Below are 22,001 nucleotides of genomic sequence, written 5' to 3'. Positions count from 1 at the left end.
CACGGGTTGGGAACCCTGAAAGAGCTCGTCGTGCAGACCCACCCGGATGGGTGAAAGATCGATACCGGCGTTGATGGCGATGGCCTGCTGCGCAGCCTGCTGGAGAACGGTGTGGATCGTTGCCAGGCTGGTCGAGATGCCGAGCAGGTCGTGCATGAAGTGAGCGCCACGATGACCTGATCGAGCCAATGGCGGGTGACCGGCAGCATGAAAGGCACCTGATCTTCGGCTGCCCGCGTGGTATCAAAGGCTTCATCGAGCGCTGCACGAGCCGTGCCGATCTGTCGGTAGACCGTCGGGCGGCTCACGCCGTTACGCTCAACCAGCACACTGATTGGTTCGGTGCGCGCGAGGGCCTGAAGTGCGATCGCTTTGCGTTTGTCGTCGCTGAGAAGTCTGCCGACGGCAGATCGGGTGTTTTGAGTCATGGATGCCGCAGATGAAAAATTGGGGCACCATTATCACCTGGCGCTCCAGATGACCCCCAATGTGTAACGCAGCTTTGAACCTCGCCTCCTTCCTGACATATCGCGTCGAGCGTAATCACTGACGGATCACGAAATCGTCTTAGCCGCCGCCTTAATGTGGCGCGCCGTCGACGCGGCGGAAGAGTTCGGCGGTGTCCGATACCGCGTTGGCGGCGATACCATGCACGTGGAAATGAAGATCAAGAAACAGCTCGAATCGCTCAAGTTATTGGCACGCATCGGCGTCTCGAAGTCGTGTCGTGCACGGGGGGCGACGAACGGGTCGATCCGGGCATTGGCGTTCCATTGCGTGTCATCCTGAGCGTCGATTCGTGCGTCGCGAGCTTCACCGGGATGGCTCGGCAGGCGCGCGGAGCGGCTAGTGTCGATCCATATCAAATCCCGAGTGCGGTCATTTTCTTATAGAAGGTCGCGCGTCCGATACCGATCCGCGCGGCCGCCTTCGATACGCATCCGTCCTCGGATCGCAGTGCCGCACTGAGAAACCGCTTTTCGAACATCCGCAGCGCGTTCTCGTAACTTGTCTCGTTGATAACCAGGTCACACGCCTCCCCCTGTTTGCGGAAAAATTCTGGCTCAGCGACCGTCGCATCGATGTCGTTGACGAATGCAGCCAGCATGTTGGCGTCGATGCACTGGCGATCGGCAAACAACACGGCCCGTTCGAGCGTGTTGCGTAATTCGCGCACATTGCCAGGCCACGCGTGCTCACGAAGCAGTTGCAATGCATCTTCACTGAGTTCTGGACGGCCGATATGGTGGTTTGCCGCTAACTCATCGAGGATCATGTCTGAAAGTGCGGCAATATCGTGCGCACGCTTCCTCAACGGCGGTGTTCGAATGGTGAGCACGTTGAGCCGATAGTAGAGATCAGCGCGGAAGCGGTGTGCGGCGACCAGCTCGGCAAGCGCGACCGAGGTTGCCGCAATGATTCTCGCATTGCTCGCGACCACGCGATTCGAGCCAAGCGGCTCGAATTCCTTTTCCTGCAGCACGCGTAGGAGTTTGCTCTGCAGCGGAAGCGGCATGTCACCGATTTCATCCAGGAAAAGCGTGCCGTCGCTAGCCAGTTCGAACTTACCCACGCGGCCCTTGCGGTCTGCGCCGGTATAGGCGCCTGCCGCGGCGCCGAAAAGTTCGACTTCGAGCAGGGAATCGGGAATCGCTGCGATATTGACGGCGACGAACGGCTTGCAGGTGCGCGCCGATGCCCCATGTATCGAGTGCGCGATCAATTCCTTGCCGGTTCCGGTTTCACCCAGTAGAAGCACGGGAAAATCGACTTGGGCCGCGCGTCGCGCGAGGCGCTTCACTTCCATGCTAGCAGGGCTCGTCCCAACAAAATCCGACAGGCCGTAGCGGGGGCGCCGTGGCGTTAGCGCATCTCGCGTCCCGACGAGCTCTGCGTGCAAGCGCGAATACTGGCTGAAGAACGGGGTGAGTGCTTTCAATTTCCCAAAGAGGGCAAAGCCGATGGCGCCGATCGTGGTGCCGCTGTCATCCTTCAGTGGCAATCTCGTTACGATGAAAGGTTCATGCTCGGTTTCAAGTATATCGAGCAGAATTGGTTTTCCGGTTTCGACGACTTCTCGCATGAGACTGTTGGGGATAACGGCCTCGCAATCTAGGCCGATCGCGGTCTTGGGATCGGAAAAACCGAAGTGAGCAGCATATTTCTCATTGATCCAGACGACTCTGGCCTGTCGGTCAACGATCAGAGTGCCCTCGCTGGAATGGTTGAATGTTTCGAAGAGCGAACACATTGCGCGTCCCCACACATAGCTGTAGTCGCTGAGGATGGTGCCGACCTCGGTTGCCATTCGGATCTTCTCCTTCTGTGACACTGCCGCCCGGTCCCGCTTGCTCGGAACCGTCTCGGATTAGAGACGAAGGTGAGCAGTGTCTCAAGTTGTGGATTCGCGCGGGAGTGGGATTTCCACCTACCAATCCCGTCCTATCGCTTGTACCGGCACATTTTTCGGAAATGAAGTGTGGATTCCTCAATGTCGATTCTGGATCTGAATGGCGGAAAAAAAGCGGTGAAGCAGTCTTCGTTTAAGGACGCGCCGTTCGCGTCGGTTATATGGCTGCGACCAATGCAGTTTCGGCATGGATGCTGCTTGTGGTTCGCAGCGGTGCCAAGCACGGCGGCTCGTCCGTTTGCTTCTCAACGCAGTTGGCGAAGTGTCGCTTTGCTCCACCGAACCGGTCGGCCGCTCGATGTAGGATAGCCCACTACGTCCACTCGGCTTGTCTCATCCGCAGTATCCATACAAGTAAAGGAGACGCCATGCGACTGTTTTCACGACCCCAATGCCGATGGATCGTCGGATTCTTCGTCGCCCTGCTGACGACGTCTGCGATGGCCGCAGTGACATCCGGTCCCGGAACATGGAGTGAGCAGCAGACCTGGGCCGCTGATTCCGTCAACGGCGGCAACCTGACCGGCTATTACTACTGGCCGGCGAGCCAGCCAACGACTCCCAATGGCCAGCGGGCGCTGATACTGGTACTACACGGATGTTTGCAGACTGCATCCGGCGACGTGATCAACAACAGCAGTGCGGCCGGTTTCAACTGGAAAGCGATTGCAGATCAGTACGGCGCGATTGTTTTGGCGCCGAATGCAACCGGTAACGTCTATAGCAATCACTGCTGGGATTATGCGAACACGTCCCCTAGCCGTAGTGCCGGGCATGTCGGTGTGCTGCTGGATCTGGTCAACCGCTTTGTATCGAATTCGCAGTACGCGATCGATCCTAATCAGGTGTACGTCGCGGGCCTGTCCTCGGGCGGTGGCATGACGATGGTGCTGGGTTGCGTCGCCCCAGACATTTTCGCAGGAATCGGAATCAATGCCGGGCCGCCGCCGGGAACGACCACGGCGCAGATCGGTTATGTGCCAAGCGGCTATACGTCGACGACAGCTGCGAACCAGTGCAAGGCATGGGCGGGATCCAACGTTAGCATGTTCTCGACGCAGATCGCAGGCGCGGTCTGGGGAACATCGGATTACACGGTCTCGCAGGCGTATGGCCCGCTCGACACTGCGGCTCTTCGAATCCTCTACGGGGGTACCTTTACCCAAGGCGCGAAAGTGACGATCCCGGGCGGCGGAACGAACACTCCTTATTCCGACAGCAGCGGAAAGCTCCGGACGCACGATGTCTCGGTTTCCGGCATGGCGCACGCATGGCCAGCCGGGTCTGGCGGCAACAACGCTAACTACGTGGATGCTACCCACATCAACTATCCAGCTTTCCTGATGGACTATTGGGTCAAGAATAACCTTCGCGCGGCGTCCGGGCCGGCACCGTCAGGCTCCGCACCGACCGGCCTCGCAGTGTCGGGTACGACACAGACCACAATTTCGCTGTCGTGGAATGCCGTTGCTAACGCAGCCAGTTACAACGTCTATCGCAATGGAGGCAAAGTGGGGTCGTCCACGTCTGCCAGCTATACCGATTCAGGGTTGATCGCAGGGACGACCTATTCCTATACAGTGACCGAAATCGATCGGAATGCGGGTGAGAGCGCCCAATCATCGTCGGTATCTGCGACGACGCAATCGAGCTTCGCGTGTACCGAGACGACAGCCACTAACTATGCGCATGTACAGGCGGCCCGTGCGCATGATTCCGGCGGCACGGCCTATGCGGACGGGTCGAACCAGAGCATGGGACTGGACAACGTCTTTTATTCGAACACACTAGCGCAGACGTCGGCCGGATACTACGTCATTGGCAATTGTCCATAACGCGGGTCACGTGTAATGAAACACCTGAACGCACTGACAGCCGTCCAGTTGCACAACTGGCTGAGCTTCAACGAGAGAATCGGCACGACAGAGGGCGACGCGACTGGGCAACGATCTGTCCGTGCACAGGCACGACGTCGTCAACGCATCTGCGCGGTAATGCGACGTGGCGCGTCTCGGCGCACCCAATGATGCGTGGCTTGTCCCATACGCTGAATCCGCGCCCCAAAGCCCGGTAGATCTCCGGATTCCGGAGGGCGGCCAGCCGGTTGAGCATTGCCTGCGGAAGCTGTGCCTTTTCAAAATAGGGCGTGGTTCAAAACACGCGATTTTTGCGTTACAAGGACGAGCTGATGCAGCCTGCGTGGAAGCGCAGGAATGATGAGGACTACCACGCAAATAGAGGTTAGCGACGACCTTCCGATGTCAGCTTCGCTGCGGCTGGAGGCGGCCGAGTCCGAGTAGCGTAAGCTGTAAGTGGTGATTTCGACACGCCGAATGGAGAATCGTTTGCAATCAGCGGGCGAGCGCGGTCGCATCGCGACGGCCGAAGTCGGCAGGCGATGTCTGGATCGTAGCGGTGAACATGCGCGTCGGTCACGCATGCCGACGCGCATCCAGTCTGTCAGCCGGATTGTGCCTTTTCCCGTTGCTGTCGGGCGTAGTGGAATGGCAGCAGGTCAGTCACGTCTGCATCCGGTGCGCGCTGCGGCATTTCGGTGAGTATGTGCATCAGATAGTCGTATGGATCGACACCGCAGGTTCGGCGCGTCAGCATCAAGCTGTACACGGTGGCGCTCGCCTTCGCGCCATCCTCAGTATCACTAAAGAGCCAGTTTTTCCTCTTAGGGAAACACTTCCCTAAGAGGAATTATCAACACCCGATAGTTATCGAAGGTTCGCCTCCGACGTGCAAACAATAGTCCCTGTTTCCACGGTTAGAATCCGTGGAGCGCGTCCCGCAACCTTTCATAATTTGGAGTACTTTCCTCTTTCTGTCTTGTCGTTTTGAGGAGAGTCATCATGCCAACGCACTAACGCGTCAGACCCGGCCACATCCTTGCGCAACGGTGGTTTTCCGATACAGGCTTGGGGGCGCATGCGGATTCATACTGCCGATATCTGACCGAACGTGGATATCGGCAGATAACTGTCGAGAGCTATTTCCGGAGTGTCGCGCACTTCGTGCACTGGATATCAGGTCAGGGATTTGGCCTGCGTGAACTCAGTGGACCATTGATTGATCGATTTCTCTACGACCATCTTCCGCACTGCCATTGCACGGGCAAATGCAAAAGAACGGGAGCCGACATGCATGCCGCATTGATGCGTTCCTTGGAGATGCCGGATGTCACCCATGCACAGCCAGTTTCGAATGCGTCGGTGTTCATCGCACGAGAGCTTACCGATTTCGATTACCACTTGATGGAAGTTTGCGGGCTCGCCGATAGCACCCGAAGTGCACGGAAGCTACATGTCGGAGAATTTCTCGTTGATCGGTTTGGTACCCGCAAGGTCGACATTTCCAGGCTCAAGCCGGATGATGTCTCCCGCTTTGTCCTGCACCGCACACGTGGCCTCGCACCCGGTACCATCAGGGGCGTGAGCAATTCGCTGCGCCGCTATTTCCGATTCAAGGCCAGTCACGGCATCCCAACTACAGCGCTCATCGCCGCATTGCCGCGTGTACCTTCATGGCGGCTCGCAGGGTTGCCCGATGTGCTATCGGCTGTGGAGATCAGGCAACTGCTCAGTGCCTTTGACCACAACAATCCGACCGGCATGCGCGACTATGCCATACACGTTGTTTGCTGGACCTCGGCTTGCGACGCACAGAAGTCGCTCACCTGTGCCTTGGTGACATCGACTGGCGTGCTGGGACGTTGAATTTGCACAGTAAGGGCGGTCGAATTGACATCGTGCCGTTGCCTCAACAAGCCGGCGAAGCAATCGCTAGGTACCTGCGGGACGGGCGACCTCAAACGACGCGGCGCGAGGTTTTTGTACGCCATCGTCCACCGCTCAATACTGAAGCCAATCTGGACATCGTGAGAAACGCGGTGCGCTACGTTGCGGACTTCAGCAACGCGTGCGCGGGACGCACGTCTTCCGGTACACGATGGCATGTCGGATGACACAAGTCGGCACCCCATTCAATGAAATCGCCGACGTACTAATTCGATTCCGCAACGGAGGTTCCTCCTCGATCGCTGTTGGGTCCGGCACGTCAGATTGAGACAGTTCCTGTCCAACCGTACCATGTGGAGAGGTGTTCCTGGAGTGCGGCACGATGACTTGCCGCTTTCATTCGATGTCTGGGCAAAGCAAAGTGCTGCCGGATCGGGCCGAACCGTGAGAGAAACGCCTGAGCGCGACGCGCATCGCGAAAGCCGAGCATTTGGCGTTCGCGTCTGCGGGTCGGCTGGTGGCTGTTCTCGGCGCGGTTGTTCACGCGTGCAGCCGCCTTGACGAAAACGTGCTTCACGTGGGCGAGCTGCGGGATCTCGGCCTTCGCTGCCGGATAGCTGCGTAGCTGGTCAGTGACGATCCTGCGCGGCACCGGGTTTGATCGCAGCATCCGCCGGAAGAAGCGCTTGGCCGCGGCCGTGTCGCGTCGTTTTTGCACCAGAACGTCGAGTTCAGTGCCATGCTCATCGACCGCGCGCCACAGCAGATACGGCTCCCCGCGCAGCGTCACGAACATCTCATCCAGATGCCATGTGCTGCCCCGCTTGCGCCGCGCCGCCTTTGCACACTGGGCGAATCCAGTGCCGAACTTGTCGCACCAGCAACGGATTGTTTCGTACGTGACGACGACACCACGCTCAAGCAACAACTCCTCAATATCGCGCAGGCTCAGGCTGAACCGGAAATACCAGCGAACCGCGCAGCTGATGACGATGGCAGGGAAGCGGTGACCGTGATAAAGCGACTTTCTTTTCTTCATCGCTTCATTCTACCCCCGCTACTGCGTCAACCTGACAGAGCCGTCGTGAATTGTGAACATCGTCCGCGCACGTGATATTTGCATGGGACCGTCATGAGTTCGACACCTGCTTGACTCCCCTTCGCTTGTCTATTTTTCAAGCACGGTGTGCGGCTTCCGTGACGGGTAACGTTCCTTCGATAGGTATGCGCAATGTGTCAATAAAGACTTCTCTGGCATGTGAGTGCGGGTGACCCTCGCTCCACAGGGCGAATATCCCAACCGATACAGTTTGAGTAATGGGGGAGATGGTGACCGGTTCCCCAGGTGCACGCGCGGTCAGCTCATCAAGCAGAACATGGCCCAGGCCTCGTGCAGCAAAGCTACGCGCGAGATACCAAGTGCAGACTTCAATCGACGGAGCGTATTCGGTCAAACCGTGCGCAGCCAGTGCGCTACCTATTACTTCCCCGAGTGGGTCCTCCGTCCCGATGCTGATACAGTTTTCGTTTGCTACAAAGGCCTCAAGCGAAGAGGGTAACTCTCTGTCGTTATGGCCGCGGGCGGCGACCATCACGACACGTGAGCGCGCAAGTTCCACCCGTTCTATTCCAGGGCGAGACGGTGGATCGATTGCGACGGCAAGGTCCAGATCGCGCGTCAAAAGGCCTGCGAGAAGGTCGTCAGTGTGTCGGGTGTCGATTCTCAGGGACACGTCTGGACAGACTGCTCGAAATCGTTCGACTGCACACGGAATCAGGCTCAAGCCCAGGCTTGGGAGCCTCAACCAGCCGATCCGTATAGCGTATCGATACGTATTGCACGCCGCGGTCGCTGTGATGGATCAACCCGTCCTGCTGCGCCGGCTGTCGTTCGTACAAGGCCTGCTCCAGGGCGTCCAGAACAAAGTCCGTGCGCGCCGCGCTCGACACACGCCAGCCGACGATGCGCCGGGCGAACACGTCGATGATGAACGCGACATAGACGAAGCCTTGCCAGCTCGATACATAGGTAAAATCTGACACCCACAGCGCATTGGGTCGTTCGGCCGTGAATTGCCGCTTCACCAGATCCTTCGGGCACGGCGTCGAGCCATCGCTCACTGTCGTGCGTATCGTCTTGCCGCGCACCACGCCGCGCAGGCCCATCTGCTTCATCAACCGCTCGACCGTGCAAGCGCGCCACGACAATGCCTTCGCGCTTCAGCAATTTCCTGGTTGACAGATCCATTTATGATTTTCTAGGATGCATACATCGATGCACACATAGAAGCACGCAATGATGTGTGGTACACGTGTTCCGTCCTCGGAAATACCCTTAAAGGAGAGGTCACCATGGTTCGGCTGTCCCGTTTTGTCCGTCAAACGTTCCTGTCGTTCGTAGCGGTAAGTTGCGTCGTTGCAAGCGCGCCGTCGCACGCCGACGGAACCGCCGGCTGGGAAAGTGTGAAGGAGGCTGGCGTCCTGCGTTGCGGTGCCGCGGTTGCGCCGCCGTACGTCATGCGCGACCCGAAGACGGGCGAATACAGCGGCTTCTTCTCGGAGTTGTGCCGCAACTTCGGCCAAAACGTGCTCAAAGTGAAAGTCGAGTTCGTCGATACCACGTGGGACAACATCGTCGCCGGTCTTCAGTCGAACAAATGGGACCTGTCGATGGCGCTCAACGACACGCCGGAGCGGGAGAAAGCGATCTCGTTTTCCGCGCCCGCAACGGACTACAACGTTTCGTTCGTCTACAACAGGAACAACCCGAAGATCGCGAAGGGCGCCCATTCCATCGCCGAAATCGACAAGCCGGGTGTGACGGTCGCGGTGATGTCGGGTTCCGCGCAGGACAAGGCGATCACGGCCGTCTTCAAACAGGCGCAAATCATGCGCTTGCCGGGTAACGACGAAACCCGCCTCGCACTGATGTCCAAACGCGCCGACCTTCTCGCCGACGCCAACACTACGAACATGCTGCTGACGGAGGCGCATCCCGACTGGGCCGTCGCGATTCAGCCGAATCCGCCGCTCGCGCAGCAGGAAGTCGCTTTCGGCATCAGGAAAGACACGCCAGCTGCCGACATCGCGGTACTTAACAAGTACGTGAGCGAGCAGGTCAGTTCCGGCGCGGTCAATCGCCTCATCAAGACCTCCGTTCAATCCATGCTCGCGTCGAACAAGTGACGCTTGCTGCCATGTCGCGAGTGAGCGCGTTCGCTCGCTCGCGGCTGGCAGCGCGATTTGCGTCTATGTGGCCGGTACCAGACGCAACGACATCGGCACATCCACGGTCGCGGGCCTCGACTCACCTTCGCGCGCGTAAGGCGCGTCCCGCTGGAGAGACTTCATGCTGTCATCGCAAACCATGGTTGCCCAATCTCACACGCCACCGGCTGTGGTGGACTTCACGCCGTCCACGATGGGCGATTTCGTGCAATTCGATGATGTGTACAAGTCCTACGGCGAGAACCTGGTGGTCATGGACCACATGAATCTCGACATGCGCGCCGACGACCGCCTCGTGATCATTGGCCCGAGCGGAAGCGGCAAGAGTTCGCTGCTGCGCGTGATGATGGGACTGGAAGGCATTCAGGGCGGACGGATCGGCTTCCAGGGCAAGCCGTATATCTACGGTGCGGACTCGGGCCGCTCGAAGCGCATCGACGCCCGGCTGCAGAAGCAGATCGGGATGGTGTTCCAGCACTACACGCTGTTTCCGCATCTGTCCGTGCTGGGCAATCTCGTCCTCGCGCCGATGAAGGTCGGTGGCCTGTCCAAAGCGCAGGCCACCGAGCGCGCCCGCATGTATCTCGCGCGGCTGGGTCTGGAGAGCAAGCTGCATGCGTATCCGAGCCAGCTTTCGGGCGGTCAGAAGCAGCGTGTAGCGATCGCGCGTGCGCTGATGCTTGAGCCGAAGCTGATGCTATTCGACGAAGTGACGTCAGCACTCGACCCGGAAATGGTCATCGAAGTGCAGAACGTGATGCTGCAACTCGCCGAACAGAAGATGGCGATGATCATCGTGACGCACGACATGCATTTCGCCCGCGATATCGCTACGCGTGTGGTGTTTTGCGCGAGCGGAAAAATCGTGGAGCAGGGCGCACCCGCCGACATGTTCAGGTACCCAAAGGAAGCACGCACCCGCGAATTCCTCGAGAAAGTGCTGCATCTCGACTGAGGCCCGCGATGAACTACCACTTCGATTTCGGTTTTCTGGCGGGAAGCGCGGACGCGTTGCTTGCCGGGCTCAAGGTCACGCTCGAACTGGCCATCGCCTCGAACGCTATGGGGCTCGTGCTGGGCTTCTTCCTGTGTCTGCTCGCGATGAGCCGCTGGACCGCGGTTCGCTGGCCCGCTCAACTCTTTATCGAGTTCTTTCGATGCACGCCGGCGCTGCTGCAGATCGTCTGGTTCTTCTACTGCATTCCGATGATGGTCGACGTTTTCATCGACCCGATCATGATGGGCGTGCTGGCGCTCGGCCTGAACCTGACAGCCTTCAACGCCGAGGCTTATCGGGCCGGTGTGCAGGCAGTCCCGAAAGAGCATCTCGATGCCTGCATCGCGCTCGGACTGAAGCCGTGGCAGCGCACCTTTTATGTGGTGCTGCCGCAGGCGCTGCGCAGTGCGATGCCCGTGCTGATGACCAACGGCATCGGCAGCCTGCAGCAGAGCGCGCTGGTGGCCATCGTGGCCGTCGCGGACCTGATGTATGTCGGCAAGAGCCTCGCGACGCAAGCGTATCGTCCGCTCGAAACCTACACGCTGGTCGCACTCATTTACTTCGCGCTCTCGCTGCCGATAGCCAGGCTGGTGCATGTGATCGAGCGTCGTCAGGACCTCGCCGTCCGCCGTTGAGGAGAAGACCATGCACCTTGAATTTTCCGCCGTGCTGCCGTACTGGCTGGTATTGCTCAAAGGGCTCGCGCTCACGGTTGCATTCACGAGCAGTTGCGCGGTGATCGGAAGCCTCGCGGGGTTCGTTCTGAGCCTGTTGAGAATGTCGCCTTCGCGCTGGATGAAAGCAGCGACGTCGCTCTACGTGGAGTTCTTTCGCGGCACGCCTTTGCTGATCCAGCTTTTCTGGGTGTATTTCTGCTTCCCCGTGGTTTTCCGCGTGGAGATTCCGCCGTATCTGTCGGTAGTGATTTCGCTGACGCTGTACATGGCGGCCATCACCAGTGAAACATTCCGCGGCGCGCTGAAGTCGATTTCGACCGAGCAGCATGACGCCTGCATCGCGTTGAGTCTGTCGGCGCACGCGAAGATTCTCTACGTGATCTTTCCGCAGGCGCTGCTGCGCGCGATTCCGCCGCTGCTGTCGAACATCGTGAGCCTGTTCAAGGAGAGCGCGTTGATTTCGTCCGTCGGCGTCGCCGATCTGATGTTCGTCGGCCAGAGCATTTCGACCAGTACGGCGCGGCCGGTCGAGTTTCTCACCACCGTCGCGATCATTTACTTCCTTGTCGCATTCCCGCTGACGCGTCTCGTCGGCGTGGTCGAGACACGCCTGCTTTCGCGTTTTGCCTGATACCCCAACCAGTCCATCGTTAAGTGGAGAAACAATCATGCAGATGAAGGGAATCCTGCCCGCACTCGTGACGCCGTTCAATGCCTCGGGCGCCGTCGATCACGACACCCTTGCCAACATCCTCGAATTCCAGCTCAAGGCGGGCGTGACGGGCTTCGTACCGTTGGGTTCGACGGGCGAATACTATGCACTGACGCACGACGAACGCCGCGCGATCCTGAAGACCGTGCGCGAAGTGGTCGGCGGGCGCGGCACGCTGATCGGCGGCGCGAACGGTTCGAGCACGCGCGAAGTGATCGAGCAGACACGTCTGGTGCGCGATGCGGGCTACACGAACGTGCTCATCGCGCCGCCGTACTACGCGTTGCCGTCGCAGGAAGAACTGATCGGCCACTACGAGGCGATTCTCGAAGCGGTGCCCGACGTCAACGTGATCCTCTACAACTATCCGGTGCGCACCAACGTCGAAGTGGGCTTCGGCGTGCTCGATGCGTTCAAGGACCATCCGCGCGTAGTCGGTATCAAGGAAAGCAGCGGCAATCTGCTGCGTGCCATCGAGATCGGTGAGAAGTACAAGGGCAACTACCAGCTGTCGTGCGGTTCCGACGATCAGGCGCTCGACTTCTTCCTGTGGGGCGCAACGAGCTGGATTTGCGGTCCCGCAAACTGCTTCGTGAAGCAGGTCGTGGAGTTCTATAACAGGTTCGCTGCCGACGATATTCGCGGCGCGCAGAACGTGATGCGCACGCTGTTCCCCGTCATGGCGACGATGGAAGCAGGCAAGTTCGTGCAGAAGGTGAAGTACGGCTGCGAGCTGGCCGGCTTCAAGGTCGGCGCTGCGCGCATGCCCCTGAAGCCGCTGACCCACGAAGAAAAGGCCGACTTCCGTGGTGTCTTCGAAGCAGTACAGGCCTGACGACCGTGCCGGCGGACCAGGCCGCCGGCTTTCCTCTTTCGGGACAATCGAATGAGCAGACACCGTTTCGTGAGCATCGAAGGGCATACGGAAGGTATGCCCGTGCGCATGTTGATCGACGGCATGCCGGCCCTCGCAGGCGCGACGATGGCAGCGCGCCGCAAGGCGTTCGTCGAGAGCCACGACTGGATTCGTCGCGCGCTGATGCTCGAACCACGCGGACATGCGCATATGTCCGGGACGCTGCTGTATCCGCCCGTTTCCGCCGACGCGGATATGAGCCTGCTGTTTATCGAAACTTCAGGATGTCTGCCGATGTGCGGCCATGCGTCGATCGGCTCGATCTCGTTCGCGCTCGAAGCGGGACTCGTGCGGCCGAAGTCGCCCAGCACCGTCGTCGTAGACGTGCCTGCGGGCAAGCTTCACGCGCGCTACGAGATGGACGGCCAGCGGGTAGCGTCGGTGCGCTTCACGAATGTGCCGAGCTTTCTGCTGCATCGCGATGTCGAGATCGTGCACCCGCATTTCGGGCGACTCACGCTCGATATCGCATACGGCGGAAACTTCTATCCGATCGTCGAAGTCCAGCCCAACTTTCCCGGCTGCGAACACTTCTCGCCGGACCAGCTGCTTGCGTGGGGCCGCCAGATGCAACAGGCGGTGAACGAAGCGCTCGACGTGGTCCATCCGGACGACCCGTCCATACGCGGCGTCAGACACGCGATGTGGACGGGCGCGCCCGTCTCGGATGACGCCGATGCGCGCGCGGTCGTGATCGCAGGCGACAGTCTGATCGACCGCTCGCCATGCGGCACGGGCACCTCCGCCCGCGTTGCACAGCGCTACGCACGCGGACTGCTCGCGCAACGTGAAGCTTTCCGGCATCAAAGCCTGATCGGCAGTTGCTTTACGGGCCGCGTGGAAAGCACGACGAGACTCGGGAACGGTCTGGACGCGGTGTTGCCGAGCGTCGAAGGACGTGCGTGGATTACCGGGCGGGCAGAATACTATGTCGACGATACCCAGCCCTATGCTCATGGTTTCAGCCTGCAGGAGTACGCGAATTGAACGCCGTTCCTCGCGACACTGTTTCGCGTGACACGCTGCCTGCGAGCCGGGAATCTGCCGTCGTGATCGGCGGTGGCATCGTGGGCGTGTGCTGCGCGCTCTATCTGCAGCGCGCCGGATACGTCGTCACGCTGATCGACCCGGAAGCGCCCGGCAACAGCACGGCGAAGTGGAGTTGCGGCCAGATGGCCGTGAGCGAAGTCATTCCGCTTTCGAAGCCCGGCGTGCTGATGAAAGTGCCCGGCTGGCTGTTCGACCGGAAGGGACCGCTATCGCTTCGTCCCAGCGCGTTGCCGGACATCGTCCCGTGGTTCGTGCGCTTTCTGATGTGCGCGCGGCACGCGAAGATCGTCGAGATTGCCCAGTCGATGGCGACGCTGACGCACGACGTCTACGCAGACTTCGCGCCGCTGCTCGACGCCTGTGACGACAAGACCCTGATGGGCGAGCGGCCGATCCTCGAAGTATTCGACGATCCCAGCGCGCTCGCGCACGAGCAGCCGCATCTGGATCTGCGCGAGTCGCTCGGCTTCAAGTCCCAGCGGCTGAACGCGAAGGAAATCGGCGATCTGGAACCGGCGTTCGCAGGCAGGTTCTCACACGGGCTGATGTTTCCGGACTGGCGTGCAGTGAGCGACACGATGGGCTTCATCGCGGCGCTCACGGCGAGTTTCATCGCGCAGGGCGGCTGCCGGATTCGCACGGAAGCGGATCGCATCGACGAATCGAATGGCCAGGCGACGGGCGTCACGCTGGCCAACGGCGAGCGCATTGCCGCCCGGCATGTGATCGTCGCCGCGGGCACGGGCGCGCGGCGCTTCTTCCGTTCACTGGGGATCGACGTGCCGCTGACGGGTATCGCCGGATATCAGGCCGTCGTCTCCGACCCGGGCGTGGAGATCCGCCACTCGACGATCTATGCGGATGGCGGCTTCTGCTTCACGCCGATGACGCGCGGTCTGCAGATCGGCGGCACGATCGAGTTCGCAGGCCACGGCGCCAAACCGGACTTCAGGCGCGCGGACATCATTCTCGACAAGGCGAAACGCGTGTTGCCCGAAATGTGTACTTCGCAGGTCGAATACGGCGTCGGTTATCGCCCGTTTTTGTCGGACACGAAGCCGATCATCGACCGTTCGCGCAGACTGTCGAACGTGTTCATGGCATTCGGTCACGGGCAGCTCGGCCTCACGCTCGGCGCAACGACGGGACGACTGATTGCCGATCTGGTCGCCGGACGACCGACGAAACAGGACCTCACGCCGTTCAGTGCTTACCGCTTCTAGAGTCACCATCACGGAGAACACGATGCGTTGGAACAGGACGTTCACGATGGTCGGATGTCATGCCGAAGGTGAAGTCGGCAACGTCGTAACGGGAGGACTGATCGATGTGCCGGGCAGCACCATGTTCGAGAAGATGCTGTATCTCGAAGAACACGCAGACGAGCTGCGCAGGATCTGTCTCTTCGAGCCTCGCGGCTCGGTGAATCACAACGTCAACTTCATATTGCCCGCCACGGATCCTCGTGCGCAGATGGGCTATGTGATCGGTGAATCGACGGAGTACGTGGCGATGTCCGGCTCGAACACGATGTGCGTCGCCACTGTGCTGCTCGAAACGGGCATTCTGCCGATGCGCGAGCCCGTCACGGAACTGGTGCTGGAGGCGCCCGCTGGACTCATTCATGTGAGATGCGAGTGCTCGAATGGCAAAGTGACGCGCGTCGAGTTCACGAACCAGCCCGCTTTTGTCGCGCGTCGGGATGCGTATGTCGAGGTGCCCGGTGTCGGCAGCATCGCGATAGATGTTGCATACGGCGGCATGACGTATGCCCTGGTCGACGCGCAGGCGCTCGGTTTCGATATCGCACCCGACGAAGCGCGAGACCTTTGCGAGCTCGGCCAGAAAATCAAGGCGGCCGCCGTCGAGCAGTTGCCGTTCTCGCATCCGCTCAATCCTCTGATCAAGGGCGTCACGAATAAGCAGTTCATGGGCCCGTTCCGGCGGGAAAACAGCAAGCTGTTTGCACGCAACACCGTCGTCGTGTCGCCGGGGCGTTGCGACCGTTCTCCGTGCGGCACGGGAACGTCGGCACGCCTCGCGGTCTTGCACGCGCGCGGTCTGATCGACGTCGGCGAAACCTTCGTCCATGAATCGATCACGGGATCGCGATTCGAAAGCCGCGTCGCCGCGACAACGAAGGTCGGCAATTACGCGGCCGTGGTGCCCGTCGTGTCCGGTCAGGCGTGGATCACTGCCATTTCGCAGATCGGAGTCGATCCGACGGACCGCTTCCAGACTGGTTTCACCGTGGCCGACACATGGCTGGAAGCAGTCGACGACAAGCTCATCAAATCGCGTCAATCAACTTCAAACTGAACATGAAATCCTACGATCGACTTTTCATCGACGGCCGTTGGGTCGCGCCCGTCCACAACGGCAGTTTCGACACCATCGACCCCAGCAGCGAGCAGGTACTCGCCAAAGTGGCCGCTGCGACGGCAGAGGATATCGACCTCGCCGTGCAGGCGGCGCGCAAGGCGTTCGACGCAGGTCCGTGGCCGCGCATGCGTGGCGCCGAGCGGGCCGCTGTGTTGCGACGGATCGGCAAGGGCATTCGCGACCGTCTGCGCGAACTGGCCGAAATCGAAGTGCGCGACAACGGCAAGCCGCTGCCCGAAGCGCTGTGGGATCTCGGCGACGCGGCAGGCTGCTTCGAGTTCTACGCGAACCTCGCCGAAACACTCGACGACAATGCCGAGCAACCCGTCGCGCTACCCGACGACCGTTTCACGTCGGTCGTGCGCAAGGAGCCGATCGGCGTGGCGGGCGCGATCATTCCGTGGAATTTCCCGATGCTGATGGCGGCGTGGAAGGTCGCGCCTGCGCTGGCCGCGGGATGCACGATGGTGCTGAAGCCTTCCGAGTTGACGCCGCTGACGGCGCTTGAACTCGCCGGGATTGCGGCGGCGGCGCACCTGCCGCCCGGTGTGCTCAACGTCGTCACGGGCTTCGGCAACGACGCGGGGGCGCCGCTCAGCGAACATCCCGGTATCGACAAGCTCGCGTTCACGGGCAGCGTGCCGACGGGCAGCCGGATCATGCAGGCGGCCGCGCGGGACATCAAGAACGTCAGCCTCGAACTGGGCGGCAAGTCGCCGTTCATCGTCTTCGACGACAGCGATCTCGACGCGGCCGTCGAATGGATCATGTTCGGCATTTTCTGGAACCAGGGCGAGGTGTGTTCGGCGACGTCGCGCGTGCTGGTACAGCGCGGCATTTACGCACGACTTGTCGAGCGGCTCGAAGAGGAAACGCGCCAAATCACCATTGGCAACGGGCTCGATGACGGCGTGCTGCTCGGGCCGATCGTCAGCAAGGGGCAGTACGACAAGGTGCGCGAAACGGTCGAGCGCGGCAAGCAGGAAGGCGCGCGGCTGGTGACGGGCGGCGCGCGGCCCGCGCATCTCGACACGGGCTACTTCATGGAGCCCGTCGTGTTCGCGGACGTGCCCGAAGACAGCTGGATCTGGCGCGAAGAGATTTTCGGACCCGTGGTGTGCGTGCGGCCGTTCGACACCGAAGGCGAAGCAGTGCGCTCCGCGAACGACTCGCGCTTCGGTCTTGCCGCAGCCGTGATGTCACGCGACGACGCGCGCTGCGAACGCGTTGCGCGAGCGCTGCGCGCGGGCATCGTGTGGATCAACTGCTCGCAGCCCACGTTCACGGAAGCGCCCTGGGGCGGCTACAAGCAGAGCGGCATCGGACGAGAACTGGGCGTGTGGGGCTTGAACAATTATCTCGAGACCAAGCAGATCACGCGTTTCAACAGTGACAAGCCGTGGGGCTGGTACATCAATTAAGTCGAGGCGATCATGCGCTGGAAGAAAACGCTGCAACTCGTCGACGTGCATTGCGAGGGCGAGATCGGCAAGGTCATTACGGGAGGCGTCGTCGGCATTCCCGGTGCGACCATGCTCGACAAGATGAATTACATCAACGAGGTCGACGACAGCCTGCGCAGACTCGTCGTGCTCGAGCCGCGCGGCTGCCTGCAGATGTCCGTCAATCTGCTGCTGCCGCCGAGGCGTCCCGAGGCGCACGCCGGCTTCATCGTGTTGCAGGCGGACAAGGCGCATCCGATGTCCGGTAGCAACGCGATCTGCGTGGTCACGGCGCTGCTCGAACTCGGCATGGTCGAGATGCAGGAGCCGGAAACGACTGTGGTGCTCGATACGCCGGCGGGTCTGGTGACGGCTCGTGCAACGTGCTCGGATGGACGTTGCGTGAGCGTGTCGCTAGATATGGTGCCGGCGTTCGTCGAGCAACTGGACTTCGCGTTCGAGACACCGCAATTTGGGGCCATCAGGACGGACGTCGCCTTTGGCGGGGTCTATTACGCGCTCATCGACGTGGCGCAAATAGGGCTCACCATCGCGCCCGGAAACGCACGCGCACTCGCCGAGCTTGGTGTTGCGTTCAAGGACGTGATCAACAGGCAGATCCGGATCCAGCATCCGCTGTATCCGCAGATTAACGAGGTCGCGTACGTGATGTTCCGCAACCGGCTCAGCGACACGCTGTACCAGACCTGCACGACGCTGCCGCCAGGACGCGTCGACCGGTCGCCGTGCGGGACGGGCAGCTCGGCCAACCTCGCGACGCTCGCAGCGCGCGGCCTGGTGGACATCGGCAGCCGGCTGAAGTCGCGCTCGACGATCGGCGGTGAGTTCGACATCGAACTGCTGGGGAAAACCGAGGTGGGAGGCAGGCCGGCTGTGCTCCCGCGAGTACGCGGCCGCGCGTGGATATATGGCATTCAGCAAATTGGAGTCGATCCAGACGATCCGCTGGCAGCCGGTTTCATGCTCAGCGACACGTGGGGCTCGGGTTTTCCGAAGGTCTGAGGGGAGATGCGCGCGATGGTACACTTGACCGCGCGCCCGTCTTTCCGGGCCCACGACGACTGCGGTGAAACGATGAGCAAAGGTACGAGCGAGACAGAGACACAGGGTCGCCGGCATGGCGGACGGTACATCTACGAAGAGTTGCGAAAGCAGATCCTGACGCTGCAGCTCAAGCCCGGTGCGCCGCTGGACGAAGTGTCGCTGGCCGCGCAGTTCGGCCTGTCGCGTTCACCCGTGCGCGATGCGCTCGCTAGGCTGATCAGCGAGGGTCTCGTGACCATCCTGCCCAACCGGACGACACTCGTCACGCCGTTCGAAATCGAAGAATTCCCGAAGTACATCTCCGCGCTGGACCTGATCCAACGTGCGGTCACCCGGCTTGCCGCCCAGCACCGCACGGACGCAGACCTTGCACGCATCCAGAAGGCCGACGACGTCTACATGCAGGCGGTCGATAGCGGTGACTTCCAGGCGATGTCGGAAACAAACAAGGCATTGCACATGGCCATCGCGCATGCCGCGAACAATCCGTACTTCGTGGGTTATTACGAGCGTCTGCTCGGCGAGGGGCAGCGGCTGCTGCATCTGCATTTCGACTACACGGTAACGTCACCGACCGCGACGAAGCTCGGGCGTGATCACGCGGAATTGATCGACGCGATTGCACGCAAGGACGCTGAGGCGGCAGAACGGCTTGCGCACGAGCACACTATGCTGTTCCAGAAACGCTTCCTCGACTACATGCGTCAGAACATGACGGAATCGATGGCGCTGTTGTAACCGGCAGCGCAGGTCGCTTGAGGTTGTTTTGTTTTCGACAATCGGCTATTGATTTGTTGTTTTGTTTTCGACAATCGGCTATTGATTTACACCGTACGCTGCACAGCGGGTAGCAGGGATGCGCCGCTACCCGTAACGGTACGCATAAAGATTCCGATGCAGTGCGCGACAGGTGAGTCAACCGTCTTTGCAAGGAGGGGCAGTTGAACCAAACACTTCATGGGCAAAATGTTCTTGTCACAGGCGCGTCGGGCGGCATTGGCGCGGCCATTGTCGGGCGGCTAGCCTCGGAAGGCGCGCGTCCCGTTATTCACTACGGACGCGACCGCACCAAGGCGGAGGCGCTCCTCGAGCGCATTGGCGGCAATGCGCTTCATCGTGCAGGGCGACCTGGCGGCTGGCCGGCACATTAACGATAACGCACGATAGGCGTACGTACTTTGCGCGGTCGGCTGCCTGCGACGATTGCTGTTCCCAAGGGACCGTAGCCAACTTGCAATCGAAGCGTAGCACCGTCTCGCTGCAATGAGGTGCCGCTTCGGATCTCCATTTGTAAAATCATCAGCCGATTGAGCGCTCGTCAATATGGTTGGTCGAAGGCTGCCATCGCCGAGCGGATCTAGAACATCTGCTGAGGTCAAGAGATTGGCGGATTTCAATTCCTTGTCGATGGCAGCGCCCTCGCGCCGAATCTGGAATTCCAGGGTGGCAGTTGATCCCATTCTGTTCAGAAATGTTCACGTTGGTCCGACGTTGCTCCATGCGAGTATCGACAACACGCTGAGTTCAACCGGAAATGCTCGGCCGAGTAGTTCTGCACGCATTTTTGCGGTGACCTCGGTTGCTCGCTCCGCTTTGGCTTCGCCCGGCGTCCAGTAATGCGAAAAAGCAGGCGCTTCGGGAAGCATTTCGTCAAGCGCGTATCGCGCGAGGGCAGCTGGTGCCACGCAGGTCAGGGAAAATACTGCAATGACGATAGCGCCTGCAAGAAACACGGCAGAAAAGAGTCCTGTAGTCTGTGGCAGGGTAAAGTCAGGTATCTGGCCAAGCAGCAGGTAATACCAGAAGAGCGTTCCGCCGCCAACTACCCCGCTCAGGAAGCCTATGGATACGATGGGGTTGTTCTTGGCATATCTCTTTGCCCAGAGGATAAGCCGATTGATCCGTTTATTTTCGTTTGTTTTCTGCATCATGAAATAATTGTGGTTTGCAGTACAGATTGATAGAGGCATCGGCAACTATTAGTGAGGCTGCGTGGCGAATTCGTCCTCGCTACCCGTGCGGTATTGGAGTGAAGGGATTAGTGGGTGCGTCCAGGAAATTCTGCATCAGCATCGGGAGCGCGTCGCGCGAACATGCGGAGCCAAGACCGCGGAGCCTGTCTATCATCGATGTCTTGTCGAGGGAAAATTTCCCGTTTGCAACCTTGGGATGGTAGCGGAAAACGCGCGGCGAAACTTCAGAATGATTGGATAGCAGATACGCGGTGCCCATGGATCCGCGCGATTGGCTCTGCATGAAAAGCGCGGTTGACTTGGAAAGGAGGTCCTTGTATCCCGGATTCAGGGGGATGTCGATCAGCTGTTCAGTACATCCGAGGCTGAGAACAAACAGTTCGTCATCGTGCCAGTTGAGGACTGTTCGCGCTTCGACGGCGGCGATGCCGGTCGGGTTGTTCGCCCAGATTCCTCCATCAATGATCGGGGAGCCATTGGGTAACGCATGCGCTCGAAAGTAGGTGGGTGCGGCGGCCGTTGCCAGGGCGACGTCCACCACCGTTTCCTTCCAGTCGACACGCAACCGCTCATGGTGCCGGGTTTTGAATACGTAAAGATCTTCCTTGTCCGCGTGATAGGCGGGAATGACCAACCGCAGACGGCTGTCGCCCCGAACTCGCTGTCCCATCACGCTTTCGAGGGCGCTGCGCAATTTTGCAGGTTCGTACTTGGGCCAGAGCACTTGCTGCATGTTTCGTGCTGCGCCAGCGGATCGCATGGCGAACCTGCTCAGCCAGCTTCCGGCTTTCTCTTCGCGGACCTGTTCGAAGATCGATGGTCCATGGTCGACGTAAAAATTCACGATTTCTCGCGCAGACATGCCGAGGCCCAGCCCGAGCGCGATAATTCCGCCCGTTGAAGTGCCGGCAACCAGGTCGAAGTGGTCGGCGATACGGCGATTGGTGGCCTCTTCAACAGTCGCAAGGAACTCCGCGGCAAGGACGCCCTTGATACCACCACCGTCGATAGAGAGGACATTTCTTCGAGTTCGTCATAGGTCGCCAGAGTGCTTTCCGTCCACTTTCCAGTCGTCGGTCAGAAGCCAGTCTTCGAAGTACATGAGCCACAGTGCTGTCCACGGGACGATCGTGTTCGTCAGCGAATAATTGGCGGACCCCATAGCTTCACAGCCATCGGGTACCCTTATGGGGCACTTTGTCAGGAGAGCTTCCCACCCCACCGTTGCCAGTGACGCAAGTCTCCTCAGGCTACTACCAGTCGCATGGTAGGTCTCTCTATCGACGCACCCTAATTGGGCACATCGGCCGGACAATAACGCGTGGAGCTTTCGCCCCGGGACCGCACTTCCTTTCAATGCTCCTAACATTGGAGTTACCCGGACACGAGTGTGCGTGTCGCAC

21 protein-coding genes and 2 pseudogenes are annotated in these 22,001 nt (G+C 60.1%); 16 read left to right on the top strand and 7 right to left on the bottom strand.

The window, feature by feature from the left end:
- Nucleotides 1-582: 582 nt before the first annotated feature.
- A complete protein-coding gene (locus tag BMI01S_RS32020) occupies nt 583-789 on the top strand; it encodes a hypothetical protein (protein WP_028232479.1) in 207 nt (68 codons plus the stop codon).
- A gap of 73 nt (nt 790-862) precedes the next feature.
- Here the strand turns inward: BMI01S_RS32020 and BMI01S_RS32015 are convergent, their stop codons facing one another.
- Complete coding sequence (locus BMI01S_RS32015) at nt 863-2,308, bottom strand: sigma-54 interaction domain-containing protein (RefSeq protein WP_028232480.1); 1,446 nt, start codon at nt 2,306-2,308, stop codon at nt 863-865.
- Nucleotides 2,309-2,850: 542 nt separating this feature from the next.
- On the opposite strand from BMI01S_RS32015, the gene BMI01S_RS32010 reads away from it, so the two are divergent.
- Nucleotides 2,851-4,245 carry an extracellular catalytic domain type 1 short-chain-length polyhydroxyalkanoate depolymerase gene (locus tag BMI01S_RS32010; protein ID WP_407669096.1) on the top strand — a complete coding sequence of 465 codons (1,395 nt, stop codon included), beginning with the start codon at nt 2,851-2,853 and terminating at the stop codon, nt 4,243-4,245.
- Nucleotides 4,246-4,870: 625 nt separating this feature from the next.
- Here BMI01S_RS32010 and BMI01S_RS39695 read toward each other — a convergent pair.
- A pseudogene (locus BMI01S_RS39695) lies at nt 4,871-5,089 on the bottom strand (transposase domain-containing protein); the annotation flags it as partial.
- Between the two features lie 467 nt (nt 5,090-5,556).
- Here BMI01S_RS39695 and BMI01S_RS41315 point away from each other — a divergent pair.
- Nucleotides 5,557-6,132 (top strand): site-specific integrase, encoded by a 576-nt coding sequence (locus BMI01S_RS41315; protein WP_051381549.1) that lies wholly within the window; start codon nt 5,557-5,559, stop codon nt 6,130-6,132.
- The gene (locus BMI01S_RS44190; protein WP_081723567.1) at nt 6,054-6,380 is read left to right on the top strand and encodes a tyrosine-type recombinase/integrase; all 327 of its coding nucleotides are present in this window, start codon (nt 6,054-6,056) and stop codon (nt 6,378-6,380) included. Before BMI01S_RS41315 ends, BMI01S_RS44190 begins: the two co-directional genes overlap by 79 nt.
- Nucleotides 6,381-6,472: 92 nt before the next feature.
- On the opposite strand, the gene BMI01S_RS32000 is transcribed toward BMI01S_RS44190, so the two are convergent.
- The 3 genes and pseudogenes from BMI01S_RS32000 to BMI01S_RS31995 form a co-directional block, all read right to left on the bottom strand.
- A complete protein-coding gene (locus tag BMI01S_RS32000; protein ID WP_028232482.1) occupies nt 6,473-7,192 on the bottom strand; it encodes an IS6 family transposase in 720 nt (239 codons plus the stop codon).
- Between the two features lie 136 nt (nt 7,193-7,328).
- Entirely contained in the window at nt 7,329-7,937 is a 609-nt protein-coding gene (locus BMI01S_RS44185) for a LysR substrate-binding domain-containing protein (protein ID WP_161635559.1), read from the bottom strand.
- Nucleotides 7,930-8,377, bottom strand: a pseudogene (locus tag BMI01S_RS31995) (IS3 family transposase); the annotation flags it as partial. The pseudogene BMI01S_RS31995 and the gene BMI01S_RS44185, both read right to left, overlap by 8 nt.
- Before the next feature lie 128 nt (nt 8,378-8,505).
- On the opposite strand from BMI01S_RS31995, the gene BMI01S_RS31990 reads away from it, so the two are divergent.
- The 12 genes from BMI01S_RS31990 to BMI01S_RS44180 all read left to right on the top strand — a co-directional run bounded on the left by BMI01S_RS31990 (nt 8,506) and on the right by BMI01S_RS44180 (nt 19,776).
- Nucleotides 8,506-9,339 carry a substrate-binding periplasmic protein gene (locus tag BMI01S_RS31990; protein WP_028232483.1) on the top strand — a complete coding sequence of 278 codons (834 nt, stop codon included), beginning with the start codon at nt 8,506-8,508 and terminating at the stop codon, nt 9,337-9,339.
- Between the two features lie 163 nt (nt 9,340-9,502).
- On the top strand, nt 9,503-10,336 hold the full coding sequence (locus BMI01S_RS31985; protein WP_028232484.1) for an amino acid ABC transporter ATP-binding protein: 834 nt from the start codon (nt 9,503-9,505) through the stop codon (nt 10,334-10,336).
- Nucleotides 10,337-10,344: 8 nt separating this feature from the next.
- The gene (locus BMI01S_RS31980; RefSeq protein ID WP_028232485.1) at nt 10,345-11,016 is read left to right on the top strand and encodes an amino acid ABC transporter permease; all 672 of its coding nucleotides are present in this window, start codon (nt 10,345-10,347) and stop codon (nt 11,014-11,016) included.
- 10 nt (nt 11,017-11,026) lie between these two features.
- Nucleotides 11,027-11,689, top strand: a complete 663-nt coding sequence (locus BMI01S_RS31975) for an amino acid ABC transporter permease (RefSeq protein ID WP_028232486.1) — start codon at nt 11,027-11,029, stop codon at nt 11,687-11,689.
- Between the two features lie 37 nt (nt 11,690-11,726).
- Nucleotides 11,727-12,605, top strand: coding sequence for a dihydrodipicolinate synthase family protein (locus BMI01S_RS31970; protein ID WP_028232487.1), 879 nt, complete (start codon nt 11,727-11,729; stop codon nt 12,603-12,605).
- Nucleotides 12,606-12,656: 51 nt separating this feature from the next.
- On the top strand, nt 12,657-13,673 hold the full coding sequence (locus BMI01S_RS31965; protein ID WP_028232488.1) for a 4-hydroxyproline epimerase: 1,017 nt from the start codon (nt 12,657-12,659) through the stop codon (nt 13,671-13,673).
- The gene (locus tag BMI01S_RS31960) at nt 13,670-14,959 is read left to right on the top strand and encodes an NAD(P)/FAD-dependent oxidoreductase (protein ID WP_042291966.1); all 1,290 of its coding nucleotides are present in this window, start codon (nt 13,670-13,672) and stop codon (nt 14,957-14,959) included. The genes BMI01S_RS31965 and BMI01S_RS31960 overlap by 4 nt, the downstream gene beginning before the upstream one ends.
- Nucleotides 14,960-14,981: 22 nt before the next feature.
- Nucleotides 14,982-16,055, top strand: a complete 1,074-nt coding sequence (locus BMI01S_RS31955) for a proline racemase family protein (protein WP_028232490.1) — start codon at nt 14,982-14,984, stop codon at nt 16,053-16,055.
- 2 nt (nt 16,056-16,057) lie between these two features.
- Nucleotides 16,058-17,539 (top strand): aldehyde dehydrogenase family protein, encoded by a 1,482-nt coding sequence (locus BMI01S_RS31950; RefSeq protein WP_028232491.1) that lies wholly within the window; start codon nt 16,058-16,060, stop codon nt 17,537-17,539.
- Nucleotides 17,540-17,551: 12 nt separating this feature from the next.
- Complete coding sequence (locus BMI01S_RS31945) at nt 17,552-18,583, top strand: proline racemase family protein (protein ID WP_028232492.1); 1,032 nt, start codon at nt 17,552-17,554, stop codon at nt 18,581-18,583.
- A gap of 72 nt (nt 18,584-18,655) precedes the next feature.
- Nucleotides 18,656-19,363, top strand: a complete 708-nt coding sequence (locus tag BMI01S_RS31940) for a GntR family transcriptional regulator (RefSeq protein ID WP_028232493.1) — start codon at nt 18,656-18,658, stop codon at nt 19,361-19,363.
- A gap of 203 nt (nt 19,364-19,566) precedes the next feature.
- On the top strand, nt 19,567-19,776 hold the full coding sequence (locus BMI01S_RS44180; RefSeq protein WP_036046626.1) for an SDR family NAD(P)-dependent oxidoreductase: 210 nt from the start codon (nt 19,567-19,569) through the stop codon (nt 19,774-19,776).
- Nucleotides 19,777-20,100: 324 nt separating this feature from the next.
- On the opposite strand, the gene BMI01S_RS41310 is transcribed toward BMI01S_RS44180, so the two are convergent.
- Nucleotides 20,101-20,556 carry a hypothetical protein gene (locus BMI01S_RS41310; protein ID WP_154671415.1) on the bottom strand — a complete coding sequence of 152 codons (456 nt, stop codon included), beginning with the start codon at nt 20,554-20,556 and terminating at the stop codon, nt 20,101-20,103.
- A 79-nt stretch (nt 20,557-20,635) separates the two neighbouring features.
- On the bottom strand, nt 20,636-21,607 hold the full coding sequence (locus BMI01S_RS31930; RefSeq protein ID WP_028232494.1) for a CBASS cGAMP-activated phospholipase: 972 nt from the start codon (nt 21,605-21,607) through the stop codon (nt 20,636-20,638).
- Nucleotides 21,608-22,001: the final 394 nt, after the last annotated feature.

This window comes from Paraburkholderia mimosarum LMG 23256 = NBRC 106338 (genome assembly GCF_000739815.1).
In the GTDB taxonomy this organism is placed as follows: Bacteria; Pseudomonadota; Gammaproteobacteria; order Burkholderiales; family Burkholderiaceae; genus Paraburkholderia; species Paraburkholderia mimosarum.
Note: the sequence above shows the minus strand (reverse complement) of the source record. Positions and strands in the feature narration are given on the sequence as shown.